The sequence below is a fragment of the Ruegeria atlantica genome (assembly GCF_013032505.1).
Lineage (GTDB): Bacteria > Pseudomonadota > Alphaproteobacteria > Rhodobacterales > Rhodobacteraceae > Ruegeria > Ruegeria atlantica_F.
Genome location: NZ_WQCG01000001.1, coordinates 1,023,917 through 1,050,901 on the forward strand (window position 1 = coordinate 1,023,917; position 26,985 = coordinate 1,050,901).

Here is a 26,985-nt window from a genome sequence, read left to right on the forward strand (position 1 = left end):
GGCGAGTCTTCGCCATAAGTGTTGCAAACGGCAATCTTGTTTGATCCCCGAACCGCTTGCGCCTTTGAACTCAGCGGATAAAACGGGCCGCAACAAAACACAAAGAGAAATCGATTTTATGGCCACCGCCCTTGTTATCCTTGCCGCCGGAAAAGGCACCAGGATGAATTCGGATACCCCAAAAGTACTGCACCCGATTGCCCAGACACCGATGTTGGTTCACGCTATGCGCGCTGGCGCAGTACTGGCACCCGAACGCACTGTCATCGTCACTGGTCACGGTTCCGAGGCTGTTGCCAAAGCCGCCACCACCGAGGATGAAACCGCACAGATCGTTGTTCAGGAAGAACAGTTGGGAACGGCACATGCTGTCGCGCAGGCGCGGGATGCGCTAGCCGATTTCGACGGTGATGTAATCGTCCTTTACGGCGACACACCCTTTATCGACCCCAGAACGCTAGAACGTATGATCGAAGCCCGCGCCTCTTTTGATCTGGTCATGCTGGGTTTTGATATTGCCGAAGTTCAGCCCCGCTATGGCCGGTTGATAATGGATGGCGACAAGCTGGTCGAAATTGTCGAATACAAGGACGCAACCGAAGAACAGCGCGCCATTCGCTTTACCAATAGCGGTTTGGTGGCCTGCAACGCAAAACTGCTGTTCGAATTGATTGACGAGGTTAGCAATGAAAATGCGTCGGGCGAGTACTACCTGACTGAAATCGCGGCACTGGCGAACGCACGCGGTCTATCGGCAACAGCGATAAAATGCGATGAGGCGGAAACGCTGGGCGTGGACTCTCGCGCCGATCTGGCTGCGGCGGATGCCGAATTTCAGGTTCGTGCACGTGATGAATTGCTGGCATTGGGCGTGACGTTGATGGCCCCTGATACGGTTTACCTGTCCGCCGATACAATAATTGGCCGGGATACTGTGATTGAACCAAACGTCGTCTTCGGCCCCGGCGTAACCGTCGAAAGCGGCGCGACGATCCGCGCGTTCTCACATCTGGAAGGCTGCCATGTTAGCCGCGGTGCCATCGTTGGCCCCTATGCCCGCCTGCGCCCCGGTACAGAACTGGCTGAAAACACCCGTATCGGCAATTTCGTTGAGACCAAGAATGCCCAAATCGCTGAAGGCGCTAAGGTCAACCACCTCAGCTATGTCGGCGACGCCTCGGTTGGAGCGTCTACCAATATCGGTGCGGGGACGATCACCTGTAACTATGACGGCGTGATGAAGCACCAGACGACCATCGGAGAGAACGTCTTTATCGGTTCCAACACCATGCTGGTTGCCCCCGTTTCTGTCGGTGACGGAGCGATGACCGCAACAGGTACAGTCGTCACGCGGGATGTAGAACCCGACGCGCTGGCAGTGGCACGCGCCAAGCAGGACAACAAGCCCGGGTATGCGCGCAAATTGTTTGAGATGTTGAAGGCGAAGAAGGCTCGCCGCAACAAGGGAGCCTGATTTATGTGTGGAATTGTGGGTGTACTGGGTGAGCATGAGGCCGCGCCAACTTTGGTCGAGGCGCTAAAACGCCTTGAGTATCGTGGCTATGACAGCGCCGGGATTGCGACCGTAAACAGTGGCACGCTTGGGCGGCGTCGGGCAGTCGGCAAGCTGGTCAACCTGAGCGACTTGCTGGTGCACAACCCCTTACCCGGAAAGTCCGGCATTGGTCATACCCGCTGGGCTACCCATGGCGCGCCGTCGGTGGCCAACGCACACCCACACCAGGCTGGCCCCGTAGCCGTGGTGCATAACGGCATCATCGAAAACTATCGCGAGCTACGATCAGAACTGGCCGAGCATGGCATCGATTTCACAACCGAGACTGACACAGAAACAGTGGCGCTATTGACGGCGCATTACCTTGAGACTGGTCTGTCACCGGTCGAGGCCGCCTTCAAAACCATCGACCGCCTTGTCGGCGCGTTTGCGTTGGCTTTTCTGTTCGATGGTCAGGACGACCTGATTGTCGCGGCCCGTAAGGGATCCCCATTGGCAATCGGTCACGGCGATGGTGAGATGTACGTTGGGTCCGACGCCATCGCTCTGGCCCCGCTGACCAATCGCATCACCTATCTTGAAGAAGGTGACCGCGCGGTTCTGACCCGAACCTCTCTGGAAATCCGCAATGAAGCCGGTGAACTGGCCAACCGTGAAACCCGCCAGATCAATCTGGACCACACCCAAACCGAAAAGAACGGCCACAAACACTTCATGGCTAAGGAAATTGCCGAACAGCCCGTGGTGATTGCCGACGCGATCCGGGCCTATCTGCCCAGCGGCGGAGATCAGGTTGTCCTTCCTGATGCCGATCTGGATTTCACCAAGTTGAATCGATTGACCATGGTGGCCTGTGGCACGGCGTTTTATGCCTGCCTGACCGCAAAATACTGGTTCGAGCAGCTGGCCCAAATGCCGGTCGAGGTCGATATTGCCAGCGAGTTCCGCTATCGCGAACCTCCGATCAGTGACCGCACAGCCGCGTTATTCGTCAGTCAGTCAGGTGAGACCGCCGACACTCTGGCCGCGTTGCGGTACTGCGAAGGCAAGGCGGACAAGATCGTCTCGGTCGTTAACGTCCCCGAAAGTTCGATCGCGCGTGAAAGCGATATCGCCCTACCCATCCACGCAGGCGTTGAGATCGGCGTCGCCTCGACCAAAGCGTTTACCTGCCAACTTAGCGTGTTGCTGATGTTGGCGCTCAAGGCGGCTGCGGATCGCGGCACACTGACAGACGAAGAACTGGCCGACCATTATGCCGCTCTCCGCGGACTGCCGACGGTGTTGAATGCGGCGCTGGACCAGAACCCCGCCATCAAGACATCCGCCCAGCGCCTGTCCGAAGCGCGCGATGTTCTGTTTCTGGGTCGCGGCCTGATGTATCCACTGGCCATGGAAGGCGCGCTGAAGCTCAAGGAAATCAGCTATATCCACGCCGAAGGTTATGCGTCGGGCGAACTGAAGCACGGACCAATCGCCTTGATCGATAAGAATATGCCTGTGGTGGTCATGGCGCCTCGGGACACGATATTCGACAAGACCGTATCGAACATGCAAGAGGTGATGGCGCGCAAGGGTAAGGTCATTCTTGTTTCGGACGACGATGGTATTGCCGAGGCCGAAGATGGCGTCTGGAGCATCATCAGGATGCCGTATGTCCACCCTAGCCTGGCCCCAATCCTGTACTCAGTACCCGCGCAACTGTTGGCGTATCATACGGCTGTGGCCAAAGGCACAGATGTGGACCAGCCGCGCAATCTGGCAAAATCGGTTACGGTGGAGTGAGACATGGCCAAGCAATTTCCGGAACTAGACGACGCGCAACGTAAATTCATCGAAGAACAGCATATGTTCTTCGTTGGCACCGCGGCACCTGATGGGCGGGTCAATATCTCGCCCAAGGGAATGGATTCGCTGCGCGTTCTTGGTCCGAACCGGATTGCCTGGATGAACCTGACCGGCAGCGGCAACGAAACGGCCGGTCATCTGCTGGAAGCCAACCGCATGACGCTGATGTGGTGTTCGTTCACGACACGGCCGCTGATCCTGCGAACCTATGGAACTGCGCGCACGCTGCACGTGGGCGATGCGGGTTGGAACGAACTTGCTGACTTGTTCCCCGATCACCGCAGCGCGCGTCAGATCTATGATCTGGATATCGAAGTGGTTCAGACTTCGTGCGGCTACGCGGTGCCGTTTATGGAATACCAGTCCGAACGTGACACGATGCAGAAATGGGTCGATGGCAAATCTGACGAACAGATCCAGTCCTACTGGGTGGAAAAGAACCATCAGACCATTGACGGAAAGCCCACCCGACCGCGGAACTGACAAAGTTATGCTTGAAAACTACCTTGACCAAATCAAGGCCCACGCGGACCCTAAGCGCGCCGAACAGATGGCGGCTTATCATAAAGTCGATCGCCCCCATTTGGGCGTGGCGAACCCGATCCTGAATGACCTGACCAAAACCTGGCGACAAGGGTTGGACGTGGCAGAGCGCGTGGAACTGGCAGATGCGCTGTGGCAAACCAATATTCACGAAGGACGTCTTGCCGCAGCCAAACTGCTGACGCAAGCGCGCATCCGACCAGATGATGCCGTTTGGGACCTACTGCAAAGCTGGCTGCCAGATTTTGATGCCTGGGCTGTAGCAGACCACGCCTGCATGGCCATGCAAAAGCGCTTGTCTGCCGACCCAAAGCGACTGGATCAGGTAGAAAGCTGGACAACTTCAGACCACATGTGGACGCGGCGCGCGGCGCTGGTGGCCACCCTGCCCTGGACCAAACAAAACCACCCCAAACCGGACGACCTGCAACGCAGAGACCGCATTCTGAGTTGGGCTGCAGGATACGTACCCGATCGCGACTGGTTCATTCAAAAGTCTGTTGCGTGGTGGCTGCGCGAGCTGTCCAAGCACGACCCGGGCCGCGTTATTGCCTTTCTGAACGCACATGGCGATGCGATGAAACCGTTCGCACGAAAAGAGGCTGGCAAGTATCTGAAAGGTCAGTTGGAATAAACTTCCAATTCTACCAATTCATCAAATGGCAACAGCAGTGCCCGCATCGCATCCAGCGATAGACGGCTGCCGCCTCCGGCTGGCCCAGATGCCGGAATCAGCGTGATATAGGCCTGTGCACCCGTTCGCGGCACAACTACGCGTCCTGTAAACTCGGTCTCAACCAACGAAGTTTCGAGCCAACGACCGGGTGTTGTGGGGTCTCCCAAACCAGCAATTGTGGTTTTCGGACCGACCCAACCCGCGGCGGCAACCGCGACAGGCTGCGGCTCGACCACCTCTTCTACAACGGCGGGTTTTGCTTCTTCTGGGGGCTTGTTGCCGCCAAAGACACGATCAGTGGTGGACCGCACGGTGTCACATCCCGCCACCAGAACACAAATAGCCAAAAGCGTATATCTCATACAGCAAATCTATCGCCCTGCACGCATCTGTTCCAGCGCAAAGCGCAGTTCGCCCTTGTCGGAGGGCGGTTGCAGCTTTACCTATGTCGCATGACAGCTCCGCTTATCGACCCGTTTGCCCGCGCCATCACCTATCTCCGCGTCTCCGTCACGGATCGCTGCGATTTCCGCTGTGTCTATTGCATGTCCGAGGACATGACGTTTCTGCCAAAGAAAGACCTGTTGACGTTGGAAGAGCTGGACCGCATGTGCTCGACCTTTGTGAACATGGGCGTGGAAAAGCTGCGCATCACTGGCGGTGAGCCGCTGGTACGCCGCAACATCATGACATTCTTCAATTCGATGACCCGTCATCTGGAAAGCGGCGCGCTTAAAGAGCTGACGCTGACGACCAACGGCTCGCAGTTGCATCGCTTTGCCGATGATCTCTATGCTGCCGGCGTGCGCCGGGTGAACGTGTCGCTAGACACGCTGGACGAAGACAAGTTCGCCAAAGTCACCCGCTGGGGTCGTCTGAAACAGGTGTTGAACGGGATCGACGCCGCGCAGAAGGCGGGCCTGCGGATCAAGATCAACGCAGTCGCGCTGAAAGGGTTCAACGAACCTGAACTGCCCAAGATCACTGAATGGTGCGCCGAGCGTGACATGGACCTGACCTGGATCGAGGTCATGCCGATGGGCGATATCGGCAACGAAGACCGCTTGGATCAGTACTGGTCTCTCAAGGATGTGCGCAAGGAGTACGAGAAACACTATTCCGTAACCGATCTGGCAGAACGGACCGGCGGACCAGCGCGCTATGTGCGGCTTGAGGATACCGGCCAGAAAATCGGATTTATCACTCCGCTCTCACATAATTTCTGCGAAAGCTGCAACCGCGTGCGCCTGACTTGCACTGGTGAGCTTTACATGTGCCTAGGGCAGGAAGATATGGCCGATCTGCGCGCACCGCTGCGCGACTATCCTGACAGCGACGAACAGCTGGAAGAAGCGATCAGATCAGCAATCAACCTTAAACCCAAAGGGCATGATTTCGACTATTCGCGTCAGGCCGTCGACGGCCAGATGAGCCGCCACATGAGCCACACAGGCGGCTAAAATGCCAGACATCTCTGACCGGCCCACGCTGCTGTACCACTTGTATTGCGGCCTGACTTCTGTTGCGGCCCCCTTGGCATGGCGCACGGTGCGCAACAAGCTGCAGGCGGCAGGCGTCCCTAAAGTGCGTCAGCAGGAACGCCTTGGTCACGCGACGCAAGCCCGCCCGAAAGGGCAGCTGATATGGTTTCATGCGGCCAGTGTGGGCGAGACTCTGTCGGTCATCAGCCTAATCAAACGTTTGGGTGAGCGCCTGCCAAATGCAGAGTTTCTGATCACCTCCGGAACGCCAACCTCAGCCGCGCTGATCGAAAAGCGGATGCCGCCGCGCGCGCGCCATCAATACCCGCCATTGGACACCGCCGGAGCTGTACGGCGTTTTCTGGACCATTGGCAGCCGGACGCCGGTGTCTTTGTCGAAAGCGAGATTTGGCCACGCCTGATCGTCGAAGCATCCCGGCGGAACGTTCCGCTGGCGCTACTCAATGCGCGCCTGTCGGATCGCTCGGTCGAGGGATGGAAAAAGCGGCGACAAACCGCGCGGTTCATTCTGGACCATTTCACGCTGTTCCTGACCCAGAATGATAAAACTGCGACGAATCTTATCGACATGGGCGCACGGCCCGACCGTGTGCAACTAGGCACCAACCTCAAAGCCATGTCAGACCCGCTGCCAGTGGATCAGGCCGCGCTGGACGACATCCGCACCCAAATCGGCGAGCGCCCAGTCTGGATTGCCAGCTCGACCCATGCGGGCGAGGAGGAAACGGTTCTGGCAGCCCATGCCCAACTGATGCAACGCTGGCCCGATCTGCTGCTTTTGTTGATCCCACGTCACCCCGAGCGACGGTCAGAGGTTGCAGGTCTGCTAGAAAAGGCAGGGCAGTCTGCTGCTTTCCGCACCAAAGGTGACCAGATCGCAACGCAGACTCAAGTTTACGTCGCCGACACTCTGGGCGAAACCGGCACCTGGTACGCGTTATGTCCTATCGTGTTTCTGGGTGGCTCGCTCAAGGAAATCGGCGGCCACAATCCGTTCGAGCCTGCTCAGGCCGGTGCCGCCGTGATTACTGGCCCCGGTTACTACAACTTCGCGGAAACCTATGCGCCACTGATCGAAAGCGGTGGCGCGACTGAGGTCAATTCTGCCTCGCAACTCACAGAGATCGTTGCGAATTGGGTGTCAGATGACGAAGCGCTGAACGAAGCCCGAGCTGGCGCAAAATCCTGCGTAAACACCCAGAAGTCCGCATTGGACGGTGTGATCGACACCTTGTGCGAAACGTTGGACCTCACCTGACGTCACGCGGGCGCAAATTCATCTGGTAAAAATTCCCCGGGAAACGCGAGGGGCTGGCCCCTCGCTTCTCTACGCCGCCGTCAGGCCGCGGGCATACGTTGTTCCACGATCTCCGCCCACCAGCTGCATCCAGCCGGAATAGCCTCGTCGTTAAAATTGTATTCAGGATGATGCACAGCTGCAGTGTCGCCATTCCCAACCAGGATGTACGCTCCGGGCCGTTCTTCCAGCATAAAGGCAAAATCCTCACCGCCCATGATCAGAGGCGCTTCGTCACAGTTTCCGGACACTGACCGCGCAACATCTGCAGCAAAATCCGTCTGCTCATCACTGTTCACCATCACCGGATAGCCCCGGTAGTAGGTCACATCCGCTTCACCTCCAAAAGTCGCTGCAACGCCGCCACAGATCTCTTGAATGCGCTTTTCGGCCAGGTCGCGCATTTCCTTACTCATTGTACGCACTGTCCCTTTGATCTTCACCGTCTGAGGGATCACGTTAAATGCGTTTGAAGACGTCTCAAAAGACGTGACCGAAACAACGATACGGTCAATCGGATCGGCGTTCCGTGAAGCAATGGTCTGCAGCGCCAAAACGGCCTGAGCGGCCATCACCGTAGTATCGACCGTTTCATGTGGTTTGGCGGCGTGCCCCCCCCTGCCTTCAAAGGTGATATCAAACTGGTCCGTCGCCGCAAAAAAGGCGCCGGGTCGAATGGCAAAACTGCCCACCGGGCGACCCGGCCAATTGTGCATGCCATAGACTTCCTGGATGCCCCAGCGGTCCATCATCCCGTCTTCACACATCTCGCGCCCACCGCCGCCGCCTTCCTCGGCAGGTTGGAAGATCACGACTACGGTGCCATCAAAGTTCCGCGTCTCTGACAGGTATTTCGCGGCCCCAAGCAGCATCGCCGTATGCCCGTCATGGCCGCAGGCATGCATCGCGCCATCGGTTTTTGACGCGTAATCCAAGCCCGTCGCCTCATGGATCGGCAGCGCATCCATGTCCGCCCGCAACCCGATCACTTTGCCGCCTGTATCCGCCTTGCCCTTGATCACCCCTACAACACCGGTGCGGCCGATGCCTGTCACAACCTCGTCACAGCCGAATTCCCGCAGCCTATCGGCGACCAACGCACTGGTGCGATGGGTGTCGAAAAGTATTTCGGGGTTCTCATGAATATCGCGCCGCCATTCGGTGATTTCACCCTGCAACTCGGCGAACCGGTTTTTGATCGGCATGTTGTTCTCCTATCTGTTGGTTTTCCGGCCTGCTGTTCTGTTTTGGCTTCATTCTGTTTCAACAGGTCGCAGCGCGCCCGCCAACAAGACAATAAAAACGGCCAGTGGCAGCAGCGCCGTGAATGCTAGGCGTAATGTAAGCATCTCTGCGAGAAACCCAATAAGCGGCGGGCCAATCAATAAGCCTCCGTATCCCAGCGTCGCGACGCTTGCGATCGCCTGCCCCGGTGGCACGTTGGGATCACTGGCCGCCCGGCTGAAGGCCAGCGGCATAATGACAGCATACCCGATCCCCATCATAGCGAAGCCTCCCAAAGCCAGACCCGCCTCGGCGGCTGAAACAACGCAGAACACGCCCAACGCAGCGCAAGCCCCGCCAAAGCGCGCGGTAGCGACTGGCCCGAAACGGGCGATGACAAAACCGCCTGCCAACCGGAACGCCACCATCGCGACAGAAAACACTGCGTAACCAAGGGCCGCAACGCTTTCGGCGGCGTCTGTGACGTCTCGCAGGAAAATCGCACTCCAATCCGCGACTGCTCCTTCCCCCAACGCACCGCACAGAGCGGTGAAGCCAACAAGGACCAAAGCGCCTGAGGGCAAAGCAAAAACCTTGCCCTCGGACACGGCTGAGCGACGCGAGGTCCAGCGGACCCACGACAACGCCAATGCCAGCACGACAACAAGCCCGCCAGCCAGCAGAAAATGCTGGATGACCGTCAGCCCCATCTGCACCGCTGCAAACCCGCTGAGCGCCCCCAGCCCTGCCCCAAGGCTCCACATCGCGTGGAAGGACGACATAACGGGTTTCTTGTAAGCCTGCTCCACTTCCGCTGCCCAGGCGTTCATCGCCACATCCATCGAGCCGTGGAAAGCGCCGAATATGAACAAAAAAGCTGCAAGCGACCAGAAGCTGCCCGCGAGGGCCAGAAGTATAAGAGAAAACGTATATAGAACAGCTATGTACCGCGTCAGGGCCACCGCTCCAAACCGGTCGGTTAGCCGGCCCGTGATCGGAAAAGAACACACTGCGCCGGCAGCCATGAACAACAAGCCGTATCCTAACGCCTCATGCGTCAGCTCCAACTTGTCCCGGATCGCCGGAATTCGCGACGCCCAGATGCCGAACAATGCGCCATTCAATATGAACATGGCGGCTACAGCCCGCCACGCAGCCACGATTCCAATCACGAAGGATTCCTCGACCCAAGTGCCAAACGCGTTTGTTGTACAGTGCACGGCCCTTCAGGAAAACACGGATTTACGCCAGCCGTTTCCGAATCCTGCGAACGGCAAACCAAACAGCCAGAACAACCGGAATCGTTACTGCAGCCGTCAGCATCCCCTTACTGATCCCGGCACTCGTCAGCGGATAAAGCAAGTAACTGACCAGGGACACAGCGTAGTAGCTGATCGCAACTACAGAGAGACCCTCGACCGTGTGCTGCAAGCGCAAGGCCAGATCGGAGCGGCGGTCCATGCTTTCCAGCAATGCCTGATTCTGGGCGCTGCGTTCGACATCCACACGCGTTCGCAGCAATTCCCCCGCGCGAATGGCCCGATCCGACAGGGCTTGCAAACGGCGCTCGGTGGATTTGACGGTCCGGATCGCCGGATCATATCGGCGCATCATAAAGTCCGCAAAGTTCTGTCCGCCTTCGAAACGCTCTTCGCGCAGAACCTCAATCCGCTGGTTTACGATGGCCTCATAGGCGCCGGTGGCTCCAAATCGGAAGGAACACTGCGCGGCTAGAGTCTCCAGCTCGATAGAGGTAGACAGCAAATCCTGTAGCAGCTCATCCGGCTGGGCTGAATTGCCGGTCATCTGCCCCATCAGCTGTGTTAGTTTTTCATCCAGTTTCCCGATGCGCGGCATCAGCTGTTTGACACGTGCGAAACCCAGCATGGACATCGCCTTGTAGGTTTCAATCTCGCAAAGCCGCTGGACAATCCGTCCAGTCCGGCGCCGTCCGGTGCCTTTTGCAACGAACAGCGCAAACCGCATATGCCCCGCCGGATCGATACGAAAATCGCTGGCACAAACAGCTGCATCATCCAGCACCCGAGCGACAGCCAGGCTTTCCGGTTCGAACCAATCCAGCAGCTTGGTTTTGATGACTTCATCGCCTTCACGTTCGACAACACGCACCATGGCCGATGTAACCCTCTGGCCGGGGCTGGCCATTAACCAATCGGGTGGAAAAACTTCGAAATCAGCTGGGTTGAACGCACGGTCGCTCACGTTCTGAGCGATGGCCGTATAGGTCACGAACTCGGTATGTTGCTCCCACTTCAACCAGTGGCGGCCGATCTGTCCCGCATAGTGTGTGGCGTCCGGCTGCGGGTGCTGAGCACCGTGGCGGTCGAGAAGGTCGATCAGGTGCTCCAGATCCTCACGCCGATCCCGAGCGACAGCCGCAACCGGTTTCTTGATCGCCAAAAAGACCACTGTGCAAGGCATCGCCGCCACCGGAAACGGCCGGGCGTGCAGCTCATTGGCCAGCGCATAGCGCAGCGGATGATCATCAATCGGCGTCATTTCGGGCTCCGTTTCCTCCGAGGCACTATACGACACCGTCAAATTACATCAATTCTCTTTTTATTTCATGTACTTACAAGGATACTACGGTATACAAACCTGCTATCTCATTGATTTGGTTGCCACAGCTCGATCGGATTGCCCTCGGGGTCGTGAATGCGGGCGAACTTGCCGACCTCGCTGTCCCAGTCAGCGTTGGTTTCAACCTTGATCCCGGCGGCCTCAAGCTGCGCGGTCATAGCAGCCAGATCATCGACACGAAAATTGATCATCCATTGTTGTTCGGCCCGCCCAAAGTACTCTGTGTCCTGCGCAAACGGGGCAAAGACCGTATAGCCTTCGCGCTGTTTCCATGGTTCCGGGACGTAGTGATTTACACCCAGATGCTTTTCATACCACGCACTCAGCGCTTCGGGGTCTTTGGCCCGAAAAAACACGCCTCCTATGCCGTTCACTTTTTGCATCACCAACCTCCTGCCACAGCACAACTCGGCTCAGTTTATCACACTCCGCCTGCGTCATCTGGGCAAACTACCCTGGTTGCGGGCAATGCTTCTTGTTCAATGAAAAAGAAAAGGGCGCCTGCCGGCGCCCTTTGCAATTTGCTTAAAGCTCCAGATCAGTCGATCATCGGCAGTAGTTTGTCGAGGCTCGCCTTGGCATCGCCGTAGAACATGCGCGTGTTCTCTTTGAAGAACAGCGGGTTTTCGATGCCCGAATACCCGGTTCCCTGACCGCGTTTGGACACGAAGACCTGCTTGGCCTTCCAGCATTCCAGCACCGGCATGCCAGCGATAGGGCTGTTGGGATCTTCCTGCGCCGCAGGGTTCACGATGTCGTTCGAGCCAATCACGATGGCAACATCCGTTTCCGGGAAGTCATCGTTGATCTCGTCCATCTCCAGCACGATGTCATACGGCACCTTCGCTTCAGCCAGCAGGACGTTCATGTGGCCCGGCAGACGACCTGCAACGGGGTGGATTGCAAAGCGCACATTCTTGCCCTTGGCACGCAGCTTGCGAACCAGTTCCGATACAGACTGCTGTGCTTGTGCGACGGCCATGCCGTAACCCGGGATGATGATGACACTGTCTGCATCGTTCAGGGCTGCGGCCACGCCGTCGGCCTCGATAGCGATCTGCTCGCCTTCAACGGCCATCTGCTCGCCCTGCGGGCCACCAAAGCCGCCCAGGATTACGCTGACAAAGTGACGGTTCATCGCTTTACACATGATGTAGGACAGGATCGCACCGGACGAGCCCACCAGCGCACCAACCACGATCAGCAGGTCATTGCCTAGTGAGAAGCCGATCGCCGCCGCGGCCCAACCCGAGTACGAGTTCAGCATCGACACAACCACCGGCATGTCGGCACCGCCGATGCCCATAATCAGGTGATAGCCAATGAACAGCGCCGCCAGCGTCATCAGGAACAGCGGGAAGAAGCCGCCGGTCGAGGTGTACCAGACCAGGCAGATCAGCGAGAGACCTGCAGCCGCCGCATTTAGCGCATGACCGCCCGGCAACTTGGTCGCTGCCGATGTGACCTTGCCGGCCAGCTTGCCATAGGCCACGACTGACCCGGTAAACGTGATCGCACCGATGAAGATGCCCAAGAACAGTTCCACGTGCAGGATTGCCAGCTCAGCCGAGGTTTTCTTGGCAATCAGCTTGGCGAATGCACCCAGATCGGAAAGGTCCGCTTCTTTTGCGCTGTCGGCAATGGCCATGACCTGGGCCACGTTGCCAATCTCAAAATGCGCGTTGAAGCCGACGAACACAGCCGCCAGACCAACCAGCGAGTGCATCGCAGCTACCAACTGCGGCATCTCGGTCATCTGCACGCGTTGTGCGACGTACTGACCGATTAGGCCACCGCCCGCAATTAGCAACAGCGACAGCAGCCACAGACCCGAACCGGGACCAACCAGCGTGGCAAAAACCGCCAGCGCCATACCGACGATGCCATACCAGACCGCGCGCTTGGCGCTTTCCTGGTTCGACAAACCACCGAGCGAAAGAATGAACAGAACAGCCGCAACAACGTAGGCGGCAGTAGTGAAGCCATAATCCATGTGCCCGGCCTCCTTAAGATTTCTGGAACATGGCGAGCATGCGCCGGGTTACGAGGAAGCCGCCGAAGATGTTGATCCCGGCCATGAAGACAGACAGCGCCGCCAGCAGAATAACCAGGAACGACCCCGATCCAATCTGCATCAAGGCTCCAACAATGATGATCGACGAGATCGCGTTGGTGATCGCCATCAGCGGTGTGTGCAGGCTGTGCGCGACGCCCCAGATCACCTGGAAGCCCACGAAGATGGCCAGCACAAAGACGATGAAGTGCTGCATAAAGCTGGCCGGAGCGATCAGCCCCACCAGCAGCATCAGCGCGCCGCCAACACCCAGCAGGGTGAACTGCTGCTTGGTCTGCGCCTTGAAGGCCGCGATCTCCTGCGCCTTTTTCTCTTCCGGGGTCAGTTCTTTGACTTCCGGTTTCTTCTGCGCCGCAATCGCCTGCACCTTGGGCGGTGGTGGCGGGAAGGTGATGTCGCCTTCAAATGTCACGGTCGCACCGCGGATCACGTCATCATCCATGTCGTGATCGATCTGGCCGTCCTTTTCAGGCGTCAGGTCGGTCATCATGTGACGGATGTTGGTCGCGTACAGCGACGATGATTGCGCCGCCATCCGGCTGGGGAAATCGGTATAGCCGATGATGGTCACACCATTGTCGGTCACAATCTTCTCATCCGCGACGGTCAGCTTGCAGTTGCCGCCTTTTTCCGCCGCTAGGTCAACAATGACCGAGCCCGGTTTCATCGCCTCGACCATGTCCTTGGTCCAAAGCTCGGGCGCTTCGCGGTTCGGGATCAGCGCCGTGGTGATCACAATGTCCATTTCCGGAGCAAGCTCGCGGAACTTGGCCAACTGCGCCTCGCGGAACTCGTCCGACTGCACGCTGGCATATCCACCGGTGGCCGCGCCGTCCTGCTGGTCGTCTTCAAAGTCCAGATAGACGAACTCGGCCCCCATCGATTCTACCTGTTCGGCCACTTCGGGGCGCACGTCGAACGCGTAGGTGATCGCACCCAGCGAGGTCGAGGTCCCGATGGCTGCCAAACCGGCCACACCGGCACCAACGATCAGCACCTTCGCAGGCGGAACTTTACCAGCCGCTGTCACCTGACCGGTGAAAAAACGGCCAAAGTTGTTACCCGCCTCGATCACTGCGCGGTAGCCCGCGATATTAGCCATCGACGACAGCGCGTCCATCTTCTGCGCGCGCGAAATCCGCGGCACCATTTCCATGGCGATGACATTGGCGCCCTTGGATTTGGCGGCTTCCATCCCCTGTTCATTACCCGCAGGGTTGAAGAAGGAAATCAACGTCTTGCCCTTGGTCAAACGCTTAAGCTCGGCCTCGTTGGGTTGACGTACCTTCGCAACAATGTCGGCCTGTTTCCACAGCGATGCAGCCGTTTTGACGACCTCAACCCCCGCTGCCTCATACGACGCATCAGAAAACCCGGCCGCAGCGCCCGCACCCTTCTCAATCAGACATTCATAGCCCAATTTCTGAAGCTGCAACGCCGACTCAGGCGTCATCCCAACACGGTTCTCACCGTCATAAGTCTCTTTCGGTGTGCCTATCTTCACTGGCAGTCCCCCTAATTTTCACTCTGACCGAGCGGGTGGTCGGTATTGTTTGTTAAGCAAAGGTGTATCCTGCGCAACATTATTTCGCAAGCGCAGCATTATTACGTTGTGTCATTACCACATCACCTCACATCCATCGGCGGGTTTGGCGCTCATATCGGGCAAAGTCAGCGCGAAAAGTTCTGCGCATTCTGTCCTCTTCAGGCACGATGAAACGACGCTCCAAAAGCCATACGAATATTGGAATCAGAACCAATGACGCTATGGCATCAAATCGTAGGATCAGGCCGGACAGGATGAGCACATCGCCCACGTATATGGGGTTTCGGCTACGTTTGAAGATCCCTGACTGCACCAGCGATGTAGGCGTTTCATGCGGGATGATTGTGGTGCGATGACGGCGAAATTCGGCGGCCGCCAGAACGATCATAATGACACCGCCACCGATCAGCACACCGCTGAGCAAATCAACAAACCCATTATCGAGAGACAACCCCATCGGCATATGCCGCGCCTGCAGCCATGCAACCACAGCAAAGCCCAGCAGCCACACCGGTGGGATGTCGATTTTTTGCATGTCAGGCAGTCTTTCGTATCCGGGCAGGAAAAAATGTCGCTTTTGCCCGATGACCTACCGCTTTTTGCCGGGAATAGCAAAATCACAGTTGGTCGCAGCCGAGCAATCTGCGCGCGGATAGACTCGGTTGCGGTGAAGCTCTTCGACGATGGACAGCTGCATTTGGATCAGATAGCCATTTTGCATCTGCACTTGCACAACATATTCACAGGATCACGATGACCGACTTTGCCGCGACCAAAGCCATGTTCAATCTTCCTCAAGGTGTCGTTTATCTGGACGGCAACTCGCTTGGGCCGCTGCCCCGAGCGGCCGGAGATCGGGTTAATGACATGATGGTTCAGGAATGGGGGCAGATGCTGATCACCGGCTGGAACAAGGCCGGGTGGATGGCATTGCCGACCGGCTTAGGTGATCGTGTCGGGCGGCTGATTGGCGCTGAACCCGGCAGTGTCGTTACCGGCGACACTCTGTCGATCAAAGTCTATCAGGCCGTCGCCTCGGCGCTGGAACTGTGCCCGGATCGCAAGGTCGTTCTGTCAGACAGCGGTAATTTCCCGTCCGATCTATATATGGTGGATGGCCTGCTGCGCTCGCTCGGGCCGGAATATGAATTGCGCGTTGTAGCGCCAGAGGATGTCGCGGCCAATGTGACCGAAGATGTCGCCGTTCTGATGCTGACCGAGGTAGATTATCGCTCGGGCCGGATGCATGACATGAAGGCACTTACGGAACTGGCCCATGCAAACGGCACAGTTACGGTTTGGGACCTGGCCCATTCAGCTGGTGCAATTCCCGTCGATCTGGCGGGGTGTAATGCAGATTTCGCGGTTGGCTGTACCTACAAATACCTGAATGGCGGGCCAGGAGCACCCGCATTCATCTATGTCTCCCCACGTCTGACGGACCAGGTACGCCCCGCATTGTCTGGGTGGTTGGGCCACGAAGCGCCTTTTGCCTTTGATCTGGACTACCGCGCCGGTAATGGCATCGAGAGAATGCGCGTCGGAACCCCTCCTATCCTTCAGATGACTGCCTTGTCGGCTGCGATGGACATTTGGGATATGGCCGACATACGGGACGTCCGAGCCAAGTCAACTGAGCTGACAGAGCTGTTCATCAAACGGGTCGAAGCCGCCTGCCCCGACCTGCAACTGGCAAGCCCGCGCAATCCCGCCGAGCGCGGCAGTCAGGTGTCTTTCCGATTTGCCGATGGCTATGCCGCTATGCAGGCCCTGATTGCGCGCAGCGTGATCGGGGACTTCCGGGCGCCTGACATCATGCGGTTTGGCTTTACGCCGCTTTACATAGATGAACAGGATGTGGAAAACGCGGCCGAGATCCTGACAGATATCATGCAGAACCGGCTATGGGACGCGCCAGAATACAAGGTGCGCCAGCATGTTACCTGACCTCTAATCCAGCTCCTATCAGCGCGGCAAACTGGGCAACACGGGTTTCGTATTCCTCTGCGCCAATGGCGCTTGCCTTCAGCCCCTTAAGAGTAGCCGTTATTGTTTTGCCCGTCTCGTCGGCATCCGCCAGTAATCTGACGCGCCCGGCTTTATGTTCGCGTGTCAACCACTCGGAATACAGGCGGGCCAGTTCAGCCTCGCCTTGCGAAATGATGTCTGACGACATGGACTTGGTCGCATCCAGCATTTCAAGTCCGTGGGGCGATGCAAGGATCATTGCCATACCCTCGGTTTGGGCTTGAACGGCATCCTTCAACACGTCCGAAACCGAACCCGACACAGTCAGAGCCGCAGCGACGGCGGCGATCTTCTCGGCATAGTAATGCTCGGTCAGCCTGGTGACGATCGCTTCTTTGTTCTTAAAATGCAGATAAACGGCCGGTCGGGACATTCTCGCGCCCCGCGCTATGTCATCCATTGAGGTCTTTCGGAATCCATAGGTGGCGAAGGCCTGAAAGGCTGAGTTCAGGATCGCCTGCTGCCGTGAATCTTCTGCTGTATCTGCCATTCTTAAACTCGTGACATTTTCTGTTCATTTTGTCAATTGACATACTGACATTTTTCACCAATTATGTCAGAAACCAGCCACAGCTACGAGAGGTGCGCCATGGCGACCGACTTGAAGATCAACGGAAACCAACACCAAATCGACCTTCCCGATGACGTACCCCTTCTTTGGGTTCTGCGTGATGAAGTCGGACTGACGGGCACCAAATTCGGCTGCGGCGTTGCTGCCTGCGGGGCATGCACAGTGCACATTGATGGCGAAGCTGTTCGGTCATGCCAGGTGGCGCTGTCAGATGTCTGGGGGGATGTTACCACGATTGAAGGGATCGGCACGCCGGACGCGATGACTGCAATTCAACAGGCCTGGGTGGATCATCAGGTAGCGCAATGTGGTTACTGCCAGTCAGGCCAGATCATGCAGGCTGCCGCTCTGTTGGCAGAAAACCCTGCACCTTCAGACACGGAAATCGATGATGCCATGCAAGGCAACCTGTGTCGCTGTGGCACCTACCCCCGCATCCGCGCAGCTATCCACGACGCTGCATCCAAGCTGAAGGAGGCATAAACGATGGCATCCGTTGGAAAAATCCTCCGTCGTACTTTCTTGATCGGCTCAGCAGCGATTGTCGGGGGCGTGGCCTTTGGCGCTTACTACGTCAGCCGTCCGGCCGCCAATCCGCTGAAACCAGCAGAGGGCGAAACCGCACTCAGCCCCTTTGTTCTAATCGACCAGCAAGGCGTCACTCTATTCGCACCGCGAGCCGAGATGGGACAGGGCGTGATGACCACATGGGCGGCATTGATCGCCGAAGAGCTGGACGTGGAGTTGGACCAGATCCGTGTTCTGCATGGGCCAGCCGCTGCGGCCTACTATAACTCGGCACTTGTTGGTGAGGGGTTGCCGAACAAGGGCTATGACATCTCTGACTTCCAGCACAATCTCGGTGAGGCTCTGGGCGTTCTTGGCCGAACGCTGAGCTTGCAGGTCACTGGCGGGTCGACTTCGATGAAGGACGGGTTCGAACGTATGCGCGAGGCGGGAGCAACCGCACGCGAAACGTTGAAGCAGGCAGCAGCCGATCGGCTGGGCGTGGATCGTTCAGAACTGAAAACTCAAAACGGCGCGGTGATTGCGCCTGATGGAACTCGCATTCCGTACACCGAACTGGCGGAAGCCGCGGGTCAGATCGAACCTCCGCAGGTCGAGCTGCGTGATCCGTCCAACTGGCGTTTGCTCGGGCAGAACCTGCCGCGCGTCGATGTGGTCGGCAAATCAACCGGAACAGCCGAATTCGGTATTGATGTGCGCCCCGAGGGTCTGAAATTTGCCTCGGTCCGCATCAATCCCAAACTGGGCGGCGAGATGAAGGGCTTTGATGCCAGCGCAGCCGAGCAGATGTCGGGCGTGGAAAAGGTGGTTGATTTGGGCAATGGCGTGGCTGTGGTTGCCAGCAACACGTGGCTGGCCATCCAGGCGGTCGAGGCAATTGACGTGGACTGGGGCGATGCGCCCTACCCACCGGAAACCGACGCTGTATTTGCAGAAATCGCAAAGGCTTTCGACGCGTCACCCAATTCGACAATGCGTGATGATGGGGATGTGGACACCCTGCCCGACGGTGCCACCGAGGTCACGGCTGAATACACGGTGCCCTATCTGGCCCACGCAACAATGGAGCCGATGAACGCCACCGCGCTTTTTACTGGCTCGGCGCTGGAGTTGTGGTGCGGCAACCAGGCACCGACACTTATTCAGATACGCGCGGCCAATACCGCCAATCTGGATAAAGAGGCCGTTGAGGTCCACACCACTTATCTGGGTGGAGGTTTTGGTCGCCGGGGCGAGCTAGATTTTGGCGAGATCGCGACAAAAGTCGCAATGGCCATACCCGGCGTCCCCGTCCAGACCACCTGGAGCCGTGAAGAGGATATGCGCCACGACTATTATCGCCCTGGCGCGATGGCCCGCATGCGCGGCGCGGTGAAAGACGGTCAGGCCGTTCTGATTGACGGCAAGGTCGCCGCTCAATCCTGCACACAACAGGCAGTCCAGCGCTATACGGGCATACCGGGCGGAGGCCCCGACAAGGTTTTGGTCGAAGGGTTCTTTAACCAACCTTACGCGGTGCCAAACTACCGCATGAGCGGGCACATCGCAGATCTGGATATTCCGGTCGGTTTCTGGCGCTCGGTCGGGAACAGCCACAATGGCTTCTTCCACGAGACCTTCATGGATGAGATGGCCCATGCCGCAGGACGAGATCCGCTGGAGTTCCGCTTGGAGCTGGCCAAAGCCGAACACGCGCCATCTGCAGGTTGCCTGCAAGCTGTGAAAGAGATGTCAGGTTGGACCGGAGAAACCCCTGATGGTGTCGGGCGCGGTGTGGCGATGACCTACAGCTTTGGCACCCCTGTTGCACAGGTGATTGAGGTCGTCGACGAGGATGGCACCATCCGCATCGCCAAGGCCTGGATCGCCTGTGACGTCGGGCTGGCCCTGGACCCCGGCACGGTCGAGGCGCAGATGTTCGGCGGCATGATCTATGGCCTGTCGGCGGCGGTTATGGGTGAGATCACATTTTCGGACGGTGAAGTCGAACAGTACAATTTCCCCGATTACGACGCCCTGCGGATGCACACCGCTCCTGTGACAGAGGTAAAGATACTGGAAACCAACCACCATTTGGGTGGCGTGGGCGAACCGGGGACGCCTCCGTCCATGCCCGCGCTTGGCAATGCCCTGTTTGACCTGACGGGTGAGCGCGCGCGCACCCTGCCTTTGATCAATCAGTTCAATCTGCTGGTTTGATCGCGCTGCGTCGGTCCGGACCCTCTCTCCCGGATCGGCGCAGGAGTTACGCGGATTGTTGAAACAACGCCTTATCCGATCCGGTTGCCCAAGCATGCACAGCAGCACCGAACGCCTGGAACAAAGGGCGTGACACAGGGTCATTTTCCGCGTCCCATTCCGGGTGCCATTGAACGGACAACGTAAATCCGGGAGCGTCCTTGATGTAGATCGCCTCGGGCGTTCCGTCAGGAGCGTGACCATCAATCACGACCCGGTGCCCAACTGTCTTGATGCCCTGCCCGTGCAAGGTGTTCGTCATCACTTCGGTGGCGCCCATCAGGCGGTGGAATATCCCCCCCTCATTCAGCGCAACAACATGACGCAAAGCGAATTTCTCTTCCAACGTGCCGTCGGGCGGCATCCGGTGGTTCATCCGTCCCGGCAGTTCGCGGATCTCAGGATACAGGGTGCCGCCCATCGCCACGTTGACTTCCTGGAACCCTCGGCAGATGCCAAAAAAGGGCTGGCCGCGTTCCACACAAGCCCGCACCAGCGGCAATGTGATCGCGTCGCGCGCCCGGTCAAATTCACCATGGGCCTCGGTTGCGGGCTCGCCGTATTCTTCAGGGTGGACATTCGGGCGCCCACCCGTCAGCAGAAATCCGTCACAGACCTCGAGCAGCTCATCAACCGAGACATAGCGCGGATCAGCCGGGATCAACAGCGGCAGACAGTCCGACACATTCGCAACCGCGTCCGAGTTCATCGTCCCACCGGCATGGGTCGGATATTGATCATTCATCAAATACGAATTGCCGATGATACCGACGACGGGTCGAGACATACTGCGTTCCTGCGTTTCTTGTTTACTTTCAAAAACTATCGGCAGTGAGAACAGCGCGCAATAGCACAGGCTCTGCGTGTCAGCGCAAGTTCTTGTTCAGCCGTGCACAAGTTAGAATTCGAAAGCGCTGTGTCTGGCACTTTGGCCATTGCACGTTTTCAGGACTTACACGAACGCCAGCAAGGGCTGGAGAGCCGAACGGGCTCTCCAGTAATCACGTGGTTCAGATCTCGCCAATCAAGCCAGCGATTTCGATCCCAGCCAATGCGGCGGCAGCGTCATTGTCGGATGTATCGCCGGTCACGCCGACCGCGCCGATCACTGCGCCCTTTTTGTCGCGCAGCAACACACCGCCCGGAACCGGGACAACCTGGCCGCCGTAAACGCCATTCACGGCCGCCATGAAATAGGCCTGTGCCTCTGCCCGTTGCATCTGTGCCGTGCCCGCCATACCAAGCATCACCGCGCCATAGGCCTTGCCATGCGCGATCGCAAACCGACCAGGTGCGGCGGCGTCTTCGCGTTCGAACGCAATAACATGACCGCCTGCATCCAGAACGACGACGGAAAGGGGTTTCAACTCCATCTCGCGCCCCTTCTCAAGGGTCTTGCGGATGATGGTGCGGGCTTTGCGGAGGGAAACTGCCATTTCGTGTCCTATCGTTCCTTATGGTTTAAAGGCTGGCTTTCAGTTCCAGACGGCGGGCATGCAGAACCGGCTCGGTATAGCCCGAGGGTTGCACGCGCCCCTTGAAGACCAGATCACAGGCAGCTTGGAAAGCAATTCCATCGAAACCGGGGGCCAACGGGCGATAGTCTGCGTCATTTTCGTTCTGACGATCCACCACAGCGGCCATTTTTTGCATGGCGGCCATAACCTGCTCTTCCGAGACAGTGTCATGGTGCAACCAGTTGGCCAGAGCCTGAGACGAAATCCGGCAGGTCGCGCGATCTTCCATCAGGCCGATATCGTTGATGTCCGGCACTTTCGAACAGCCAACACCCTGATCGACCCAGCGCACCACGTATCCCAGAATGCCCTGCGCGTTGTTTTCGATCTCACGCGCGATCTCGTCTTCGCTGAGGTTACGACCGCCCAGCAACGGGATGGTCAGCAAGTCGTTCAGAGTTCCACGAGCACCACCAGCGGCCAGTTCATCCTGTCGCGCCAGTACATCGACCTTATGATAGTGCGTTGCGTGCAGTGTTGCGGCTGTCGGCGACGGCACCCAGGCGCACGTCGCACCTGATTTCGGGTGGCTGATTTTCTGTTCCAGCATGTCGCCCATTCTGTCGGGCATCGCCCACATGCCTTTGCCGATCTGCGCCTTGCCCTTCAGGCCGCAGGCCAAACCGATATCGACATTCCGATCCTCGTAGGATGCGATCCAAGGCGTATTCTTGATGTCGCCTTTGGGCAGCATCGGGCCAGCTTCCATCGAGGTGTGAATTTCATCACCGGTCCGATCAAGGAAGCCGGTATTGATGAAGGCCACACGCGATTTTGCAGCACGGATACATTCCTTAAGGTTGGCCGACGTGCGGCGTTCCTCATCCATGATGCCCAGCTTTACGGTATTGCGCGGCAGCCCAAGGATGTCTTCGACCATGTCGAAAATCTCGACCGAGAAAGCGACTTCAGCAGGCCCATGCATCTTGGGCTTCACCACATAGACTGAGCCCTTGACCGAGTTGCCACCCTCGCGCTGCAGGTCGTGCATGGCGATCAGCGTTGTGCAGAGCGCATCCATCAACCCTTCGCCGATTTCATTGCCGTCCCCGTCCAGAACAGCTGGGTTGGTCATCAGGTGGCCCACATTCCGGACCAACATAAGTGATCGACCTTTCAACGAGCCCGTCGTGCCATCTGCGGCTGTATATACCAGATCGTCAGCCAGTTTACGGACAAAGGTCTTGCCACCCTTCGTCACCTCTTCGGTCAGGTCGCCTTTCATCAGACCCAGCCAATTGCCGTAGGCGACAACCTTGTCTTCGGCATCAACACAGGCGACGGAGTCTTCGCAGTCCATAATAGTTGAAAGCGCAGACTCCAGATAGACGTCGGAAATTCCTGTCGGATCGGTTGCACCAATGTTGCTGGATGGATCGATCACGATACGAATATGCAGGCCGTTGTTTTTCAGCAGCACGAAATCAGGTTTCTCGGCTGAACCGCCATAGCCGACAAAGTGCGATGCATCCGCCAGCGCAGGCACCTGCGCGCCGTTTTCAACGCGCAGTTCCGACACGTCCGCCCACGAACCGCTTGCCAAAGGGGCAGCGTCGTCCAAAAACCCCTTTGCCCATGCGATCACACGTGCGCCGCGCGCGTCATCGTAACCACCAGCAGCGGGCAAATCACCCATCGCGTCCGTTCCATAGAGCGCGTCATACAGACTGCCCCAACGTGCATTTGCTGCGTTTAGAGCAAAGCGGGCATTGGTGATCGGAACCACAAGCTGCGGACCGGGGGTCGACGCGATCTCGGGGTCGACATTGGCGGTTTCAATCTGGAAATCCGCACCTTCTTCGACCAGATAGCCGATCTCGCGCAGGAACGCCTGATAGGCCTCGGCGTCATGTTCTTGCCCCTGGCGCTCAAGATGCCATGCATCAACCTTGCCTTGAATGTCCTGCCGCTTGGACAGAAACGCGCGGTTCTTGGGACCAAGTTCGGCGACGATGCGCGCCATACCATCCCAGAAAACATCCGCTGTAACACCTGTACCCGGCAGGGCTTGGCCTTCGATAAACTCAGCCAATACCGTGTCCACCTGCAATCCGCTGCGCGCCTGTCTGCTGCTCATTTTTTCTCTCCCGGGAATGTGCACGACTGTATGCCGCCAGCATTTAGGGCGAAAGTTTCCGATAGGCAACTTGCGTCGCAGCGTCGCGGTCAAAAAGACTTACCAAAAACAGGATCAGGGTATGTTCAAGCGCACCCGGCACCGCTTGCAGCCAACCGCCACAGCCCATACGTTCGCGCAAACACGAAATCATGCGAGGCCCCTGATGCGCGACGCTGCCCCCACGACGATCTATCTGAAAGACTACACGCCCTTTGGTTATCTGGTGGACAGTGTGCACCTGACGTTCGATCTTGCCGCACACGCAACCCGCGTCACATCGCGCATAGCGTTCCGCCCAAACCCGGATGCGAGCGACAAGACATTCTTCCTGCATGGTGAAGACCTGACGCTGATCCGAGCATCGGTCGACGGCAAGGACATCACTCCCGAGGTCACCGACAAGGGCCTGACAGCTGCCGTGCCCGGCGCGCCATTTGTCTGGGAGGCCGAGGTCGAGATCGATCCCGGCAACAACACCGCCCTCGAAGGGCTTTATATGTCGAACGGCATGTACTGCACCCAGTGCGAGGCGGAAGGGTTCCGCAAGATCACCTTCTACCCCGACCGCCCCGATGTAATGTCCACCTTTACCGTGCGCATCAACGGCGACCTTCCTGTGCTGCTGTCCAACGGCAACCCTTCGGGCAATGGTGAAGGCTGGGCAGAATGGACCGATCCGTGGCCCAAACCCGCTTACCTGTTCGCGCTGGTCGCGGGCGAACTGATCGCCCATCCCGGCCAGTTCACCACCATGTCGGGTCGCGATGTGGAGCTGAACCTCTGGGTCCGTCTCGGTGACGAAGGCAAATGCGATTTCGGTATGGAAGCACTGAAGAAGTCCATGAAATGGGACGAGGACGTCTATGGCCGCGAATACGATCTAGACGTTTTCAATATCGTGGCCGTGGACGATTTCAACATGGGCGCGATGGAGAACAAGGGGTTGAATATCTTCAACTCTTCGGCCGTTTTGGCCAGCCCCGAAACCTCGACCGATGCCAATTTCGAGCGGATCGAGGCGATCATCGCGCATGAGTATTTTCACAACTGGACCGGCAACCGCATCACCTGCCGCGACTGGTTCCAGCTGTGCCTGAAAGAAGGCCTGACCGTTTTTCGGGATGCGCAGTTTACTTCAGACATGCGCTCGGCCCCGGTTAAACGGATTGAAGACGCCATCGATCTGCGTGCGCGTCAATTCCCCGAGGATAACGGGCCCCTGTCGCATCCCGTAAGGCCCGAGAGCTTTCAGGAAATCAACAATTTCTACACCGCGACCGTCTACGAGAAAGGTGCCGAGGTTATCGGCATGCTGAAAAGTCTAGTTGGCGACGAAGCTTATGCCAAGGCACTTGATCTGTATTTCGATCGTCATGACGGTCAGGCCTGCACCATCGAGGACTGGATCAAAGTGTTCGAGGACACCACTGGTCGCGACCTGGGCCAGTTCAAACGCTGGTATAGTCAGTCCGGTACGCCGCGTGTGACAGTGACCGAAGATTGGAATGACGGCACCTACACGCTGACCCTTGCCCAACGTACAGAAGAAACGCCCGGCCAATCCGAAAAACTGCCGCAAGTGATCCCTGTGGCCGTCGGCCTGCTTGGTCCTAATGGAGACGAAGTGCGCGCAACCGAAGTTCTTGAGCTGACCGAAGCTGAACAAAGCTTTCAGTTCACCGGTTTGGCGGCCAAGCCTGTCGCCTCGATCCTACGCGATTTCTCGGCCCCCGTAATCCTTGAACATGATCACACCGATGCCGAGCGGGCCTTTTTGCTGGCGCACGACACCGATCCGTTCAATCGCTGGCAGGCCGGACGATCACTTGCGCAGGACACTTTGCTGCGCATGATCCTTGAGGACGCCGCCCCGAGTGCGGATTATCTGGACGGGGTGTTGGCTGTTCTGCGCGACGGTGATCTGGACCCGGCTTATCGCGCCCTGATGCTGGGCCTGCCAACGCAATCCGAACTGGCCGCCGCGTTGTTCGACCTAGCTGAAACACCCGACCCGGTGGCGATCTGGACAGCGGTCGAAACACTACGGCAGGCAACAGCGCAGCACGTTCAGGATCTTTTGCCACGTCTGCACAGCGAAACTCTGATCGAGGCGCCGTACTCTCCCGATGCCGACCAAGCTGGAAAACGCTCGCTTGGCAACGCCGCTCTGGCCCTGACCTCGCGGCTAGACAGTGGCGCAATGGCGGCCGAACAATACGCTGCCGCTGGCAACATGACGCAGCAACTAAGTGCGCTGTCCTGTCTGCTGCGCGCAGGCAAAGGCGAGGTTGAACTGGCTGCTTTCTATGATCAATGGCAGCACGACCGGCTGGTGATGGACAAGTGGTTCGGCCTGCAGGTCGGAATGGCCTCGCCAGAGGATACGGCGGACATCGCCCGCGCCCTGACCGAGCATCCGGACTTCAACTGGAAGAATCCCAACCGATTCCGGGCCGTGATGGGGGCGCTGGCAATGAATCACGCAGGTTTCCACCGCGAAGATGGAGCGGGCTACGCGCTGTTGGCCGACTGGCTGATCAAACTGGACCCGGTCAACCCGCAGACCACTGCGCGGATGTGTTCCGCCTTTCAGACCTGGAAGCGGTATGACGCGGTTCGCCAGGACCTGATACGCGCACAGCTAACCCGCATCGCCGAAACGCCCGACCTCTCGCGGGACACGACGGAGATGGTATCTCGCATCTTAAACGCATGACAGAGTTCACTTTCACGCGAAACAACAGGGCGCCGCGCACCGTCGGCGTCCTGATCTGTATATATGCAGCACTTCTTGCCCTTGTGATCCTTTATGACGCAGCATGGTGGCTGATGGCGCTTTTGGCGCTGCCAACTCTACCTGCCCTTTGGGACGTCGCTCAGAACACCAGCGCAGGGTTGCGTCTGGATCGAAACAAACTGCGCTGGTTTACAGGCACCCGCGAAGGTGAAGTGGATTGTTCAAACATCGACTATGTCCGTTTCGACACGCGTTGGGACTTTTCGGTGCGCGTTTCATTGGTCTTGAACTCTGGTAAGCGAATTCGGCTGCCGGATGAGTCGTCTCCGCACCACAGAGAATTCGAACAGGTCCTGCAACAGGCTGGTTTTCGAGTTGAACGTCATCACTTTGTTACATTTTGAAACAATGGGAAAATTT

24 protein-coding genes are annotated in these 26,985 nt (G+C 57.9%); 11 read left to right on the forward strand and 13 right to left on the reverse strand.

Annotated features, from left to right (window positions below):
• Positions 1–118 precede the first annotated feature (118 nt).
• From glmU to GOW92_RS05020, 4 genes are read left to right on the forward strand one after another with little or no spacing between them, the layout of a single operon-like run.
• The gene (gene glmU, locus GOW92_RS05005) at positions 119–1,474 is read left to right on the forward strand and encodes a bifunctional UDP-N-acetylglucosamine diphosphorylase/glucosamine-1-phosphate N-acetyltransferase GlmU (RefSeq protein WP_170558512.1); all 1,356 of its coding nucleotides are present in this window, start codon (positions 119–121) and stop codon (positions 1,472–1,474) included.
• A gap of 3 nt (positions 1,475–1,477) precedes the next feature.
• Positions 1,478–3,301 (forward strand): glutamine--fructose-6-phosphate transaminase (isomerizing), encoded by a 1,824-nt coding sequence (gene glmS / locus GOW92_RS05010; protein ID WP_170558514.1) that lies wholly within the window; start codon positions 1,478–1,480, stop codon positions 3,299–3,301.
• Between the two features lie 3 nt (positions 3,302–3,304).
• A complete protein-coding gene (locus GOW92_RS05015; protein WP_170558515.1) occupies positions 3,305–3,847 on the forward strand; it encodes a pyridoxamine 5'-phosphate oxidase family protein in 543 nt (180 codons plus the stop codon).
• A 7-nt stretch (positions 3,848–3,854) separates the two neighbouring features.
• Complete coding sequence (locus GOW92_RS05020) at positions 3,855–4,541, forward strand: DNA alkylation repair protein (protein ID WP_170558517.1); 687 nt, start codon at positions 3,855–3,857, stop codon at positions 4,539–4,541.
• On the opposite strand, the gene GOW92_RS05025 is transcribed toward GOW92_RS05020, so the two are convergent.
• Positions 4,529–4,945 carry a hypothetical protein gene (locus tag GOW92_RS05025; protein ID WP_170558519.1) on the reverse strand — a complete coding sequence of 139 codons (417 nt, stop codon included), beginning with the start codon at positions 4,943–4,945 and terminating at the stop codon, positions 4,529–4,531. The genes GOW92_RS05020 and GOW92_RS05025 overlap by 13 nt on opposite strands.
• A 90-nt stretch (positions 4,946–5,035) precedes the next feature.
• Here GOW92_RS05025 and moaA point away from each other — a divergent pair, with 90 nt between their 5' ends.
• A complete protein-coding gene (gene moaA / locus GOW92_RS05030; protein WP_170558521.1) occupies positions 5,036–6,043 on the forward strand; it encodes a GTP 3',8-cyclase MoaA in 1,008 nt (335 codons plus the stop codon).
• A gap of 1 nt (position 6,044) precedes the next feature.
• Positions 6,045–7,343, forward strand: a complete 1,299-nt coding sequence (locus tag GOW92_RS05035) for a 3-deoxy-D-manno-octulosonic acid transferase (protein ID WP_170558522.1) — start codon at positions 6,045–6,047, stop codon at positions 7,341–7,343.
• Positions 7,344–7,423: 80 nt separating this feature from the next.
• Here the strand turns inward: GOW92_RS05035 and GOW92_RS05040 are convergent, their stop codons facing one another.
• From GOW92_RS05040 to GOW92_RS05070, 7 genes are all read right to left on the reverse strand, one after another.
• The gene (locus tag GOW92_RS05040) at positions 7,424–8,587 is read right to left on the reverse strand and encodes a M20 aminoacylase family protein (RefSeq protein ID WP_170558524.1); all 1,164 of its coding nucleotides are present in this window, start codon (positions 8,585–8,587) and stop codon (positions 7,424–7,426) included.
• A gap of 48 nt (positions 8,588–8,635) precedes the next feature.
• The gene (locus GOW92_RS05045; protein ID WP_368040249.1) at positions 8,636–9,778 is read right to left on the reverse strand and encodes an MFS transporter; all 1,143 of its coding nucleotides are present in this window, start codon (positions 9,776–9,778) and stop codon (positions 8,636–8,638) included.
• Positions 9,779–9,848: 70 nt separating this feature from the next.
• Positions 9,849–11,126, reverse strand: coding sequence for a DUF3422 family protein (locus GOW92_RS05050; RefSeq protein ID WP_170558525.1), 1,278 nt, complete (start codon positions 11,124–11,126; stop codon positions 9,849–9,851).
• A 107-nt stretch (positions 11,127–11,233) separates the two neighbouring features.
• A complete protein-coding gene (locus GOW92_RS05055) occupies positions 11,234–11,590 on the reverse strand; it encodes a VOC family protein (protein ID WP_170558526.1) in 357 nt (118 codons plus the stop codon).
• A gap of 155 nt (positions 11,591–11,745) precedes the next feature.
• Positions 11,746–13,200: an NAD(P)(+) transhydrogenase (Re/Si-specific) subunit beta gene (locus GOW92_RS05060; protein WP_170558527.1), complete on the reverse strand. Its 1,455-nt coding sequence runs from the start codon at positions 13,198–13,200 to the stop codon at positions 11,746–11,748.
• A gap of 13 nt (positions 13,201–13,213) precedes the next feature.
• Positions 13,214–14,785, reverse strand: coding sequence for a Re/Si-specific NAD(P)(+) transhydrogenase subunit alpha (locus GOW92_RS05065; protein WP_170558528.1), 1,572 nt, complete (start codon positions 14,783–14,785; stop codon positions 13,214–13,216).
• 127 nt (positions 14,786–14,912) lie between these two features.
• Entirely contained in the window at positions 14,913–15,362 is a 450-nt protein-coding gene (locus GOW92_RS05070) for a methyltransferase family protein (RefSeq protein ID WP_170558529.1), read from the reverse strand.
• 218 nt (positions 15,363–15,580) lie between these two features.
• Between GOW92_RS05070 and kynU the strand changes: the two genes are divergently transcribed.
• Entirely contained in the window at positions 15,581–16,774 is a 1,194-nt protein-coding gene (gene kynU / locus GOW92_RS05075) for a kynureninase (protein WP_170558531.1), read from the forward strand.
• Here the strand turns inward: kynU and GOW92_RS05080 are convergent.
• Positions 16,767–17,345: a TetR/AcrR family transcriptional regulator gene (locus GOW92_RS05080; protein ID WP_170558533.1), complete on the reverse strand. Its 579-nt coding sequence runs from the start codon at positions 17,343–17,345 to the stop codon at positions 16,767–16,769. The two genes, kynU and GOW92_RS05080, sit on opposite strands and share 8 nt — an antisense overlap.
• 99 nt (positions 17,346–17,444) lie before the next feature.
• Between GOW92_RS05080 and GOW92_RS05085 the strand changes: the two genes are divergently transcribed.
• The gene (locus GOW92_RS05085; RefSeq protein ID WP_170558535.1) at positions 17,445–17,909 is read left to right on the forward strand and encodes a (2Fe-2S)-binding protein; all 465 of its coding nucleotides are present in this window, start codon (positions 17,445–17,447) and stop codon (positions 17,907–17,909) included.
• Between the two features lie 3 nt (positions 17,910–17,912).
• Positions 17,913–20,153, forward strand: a complete 2,241-nt coding sequence (locus GOW92_RS05090; protein WP_170558537.1) for a xanthine dehydrogenase family protein molybdopterin-binding subunit — start codon at positions 17,913–17,915, stop codon at positions 20,151–20,153.
• A gap of 46 nt (positions 20,154–20,199) precedes the next feature.
• On the opposite strand, the gene GOW92_RS05095 is transcribed toward GOW92_RS05090, so the two are convergent.
• The 4 genes from GOW92_RS05095 to GOW92_RS05110 all read right to left on the reverse strand — a co-directional run bounded on the left by GOW92_RS05095 (position 20,200) and on the right by GOW92_RS05110 (position 23,979).
• Positions 20,200–20,979, reverse strand: coding sequence for a gamma-glutamyl-gamma-aminobutyrate hydrolase family protein (locus tag GOW92_RS05095; protein ID WP_170558539.1), 780 nt, complete (start codon positions 20,977–20,979; stop codon positions 20,200–20,202).
• A 223-nt stretch (positions 20,980–21,202) separates the two neighbouring features.
• Positions 21,203–21,628, reverse strand: coding sequence for a GlcG/HbpS family heme-binding protein (locus GOW92_RS05100; protein ID WP_170558541.1), 426 nt, complete (start codon positions 21,626–21,628; stop codon positions 21,203–21,205).
• Positions 21,629–21,653: 25 nt separating this feature from the next.
• Complete coding sequence (locus GOW92_RS05105) at positions 21,654–23,786, reverse strand: malate synthase G (RefSeq protein WP_170558542.1); 2,133 nt, start codon at positions 23,784–23,786, stop codon at positions 21,654–21,656.
• 43 nt (positions 23,787–23,829) lie between these two features.
• Entirely contained in the window at positions 23,830–23,979 is a 150-nt protein-coding gene (locus tag GOW92_RS05110; RefSeq protein ID WP_170558543.1) for a hypothetical protein, read from the reverse strand.
• 12 nt (positions 23,980–23,991) lie between these two features.
• Between GOW92_RS05110 and pepN the strand changes: the two genes are divergently transcribed.
• Positions 23,992–26,544, forward strand: a complete 2,553-nt coding sequence (gene pepN / locus GOW92_RS05115) for an aminopeptidase N (RefSeq protein WP_170558544.1) — start codon at positions 23,992–23,994, stop codon at positions 26,542–26,544.
• The gene (locus tag GOW92_RS05120; protein WP_170558545.1) at positions 26,541–26,969 is read left to right on the forward strand and encodes a hypothetical protein; all 429 of its coding nucleotides are present in this window, start codon (positions 26,541–26,543) and stop codon (positions 26,967–26,969) included. Before pepN ends, GOW92_RS05120 begins: the two co-directional genes overlap by 4 nt.
• Positions 26,970–26,985: the final 16 nt, after the last annotated feature.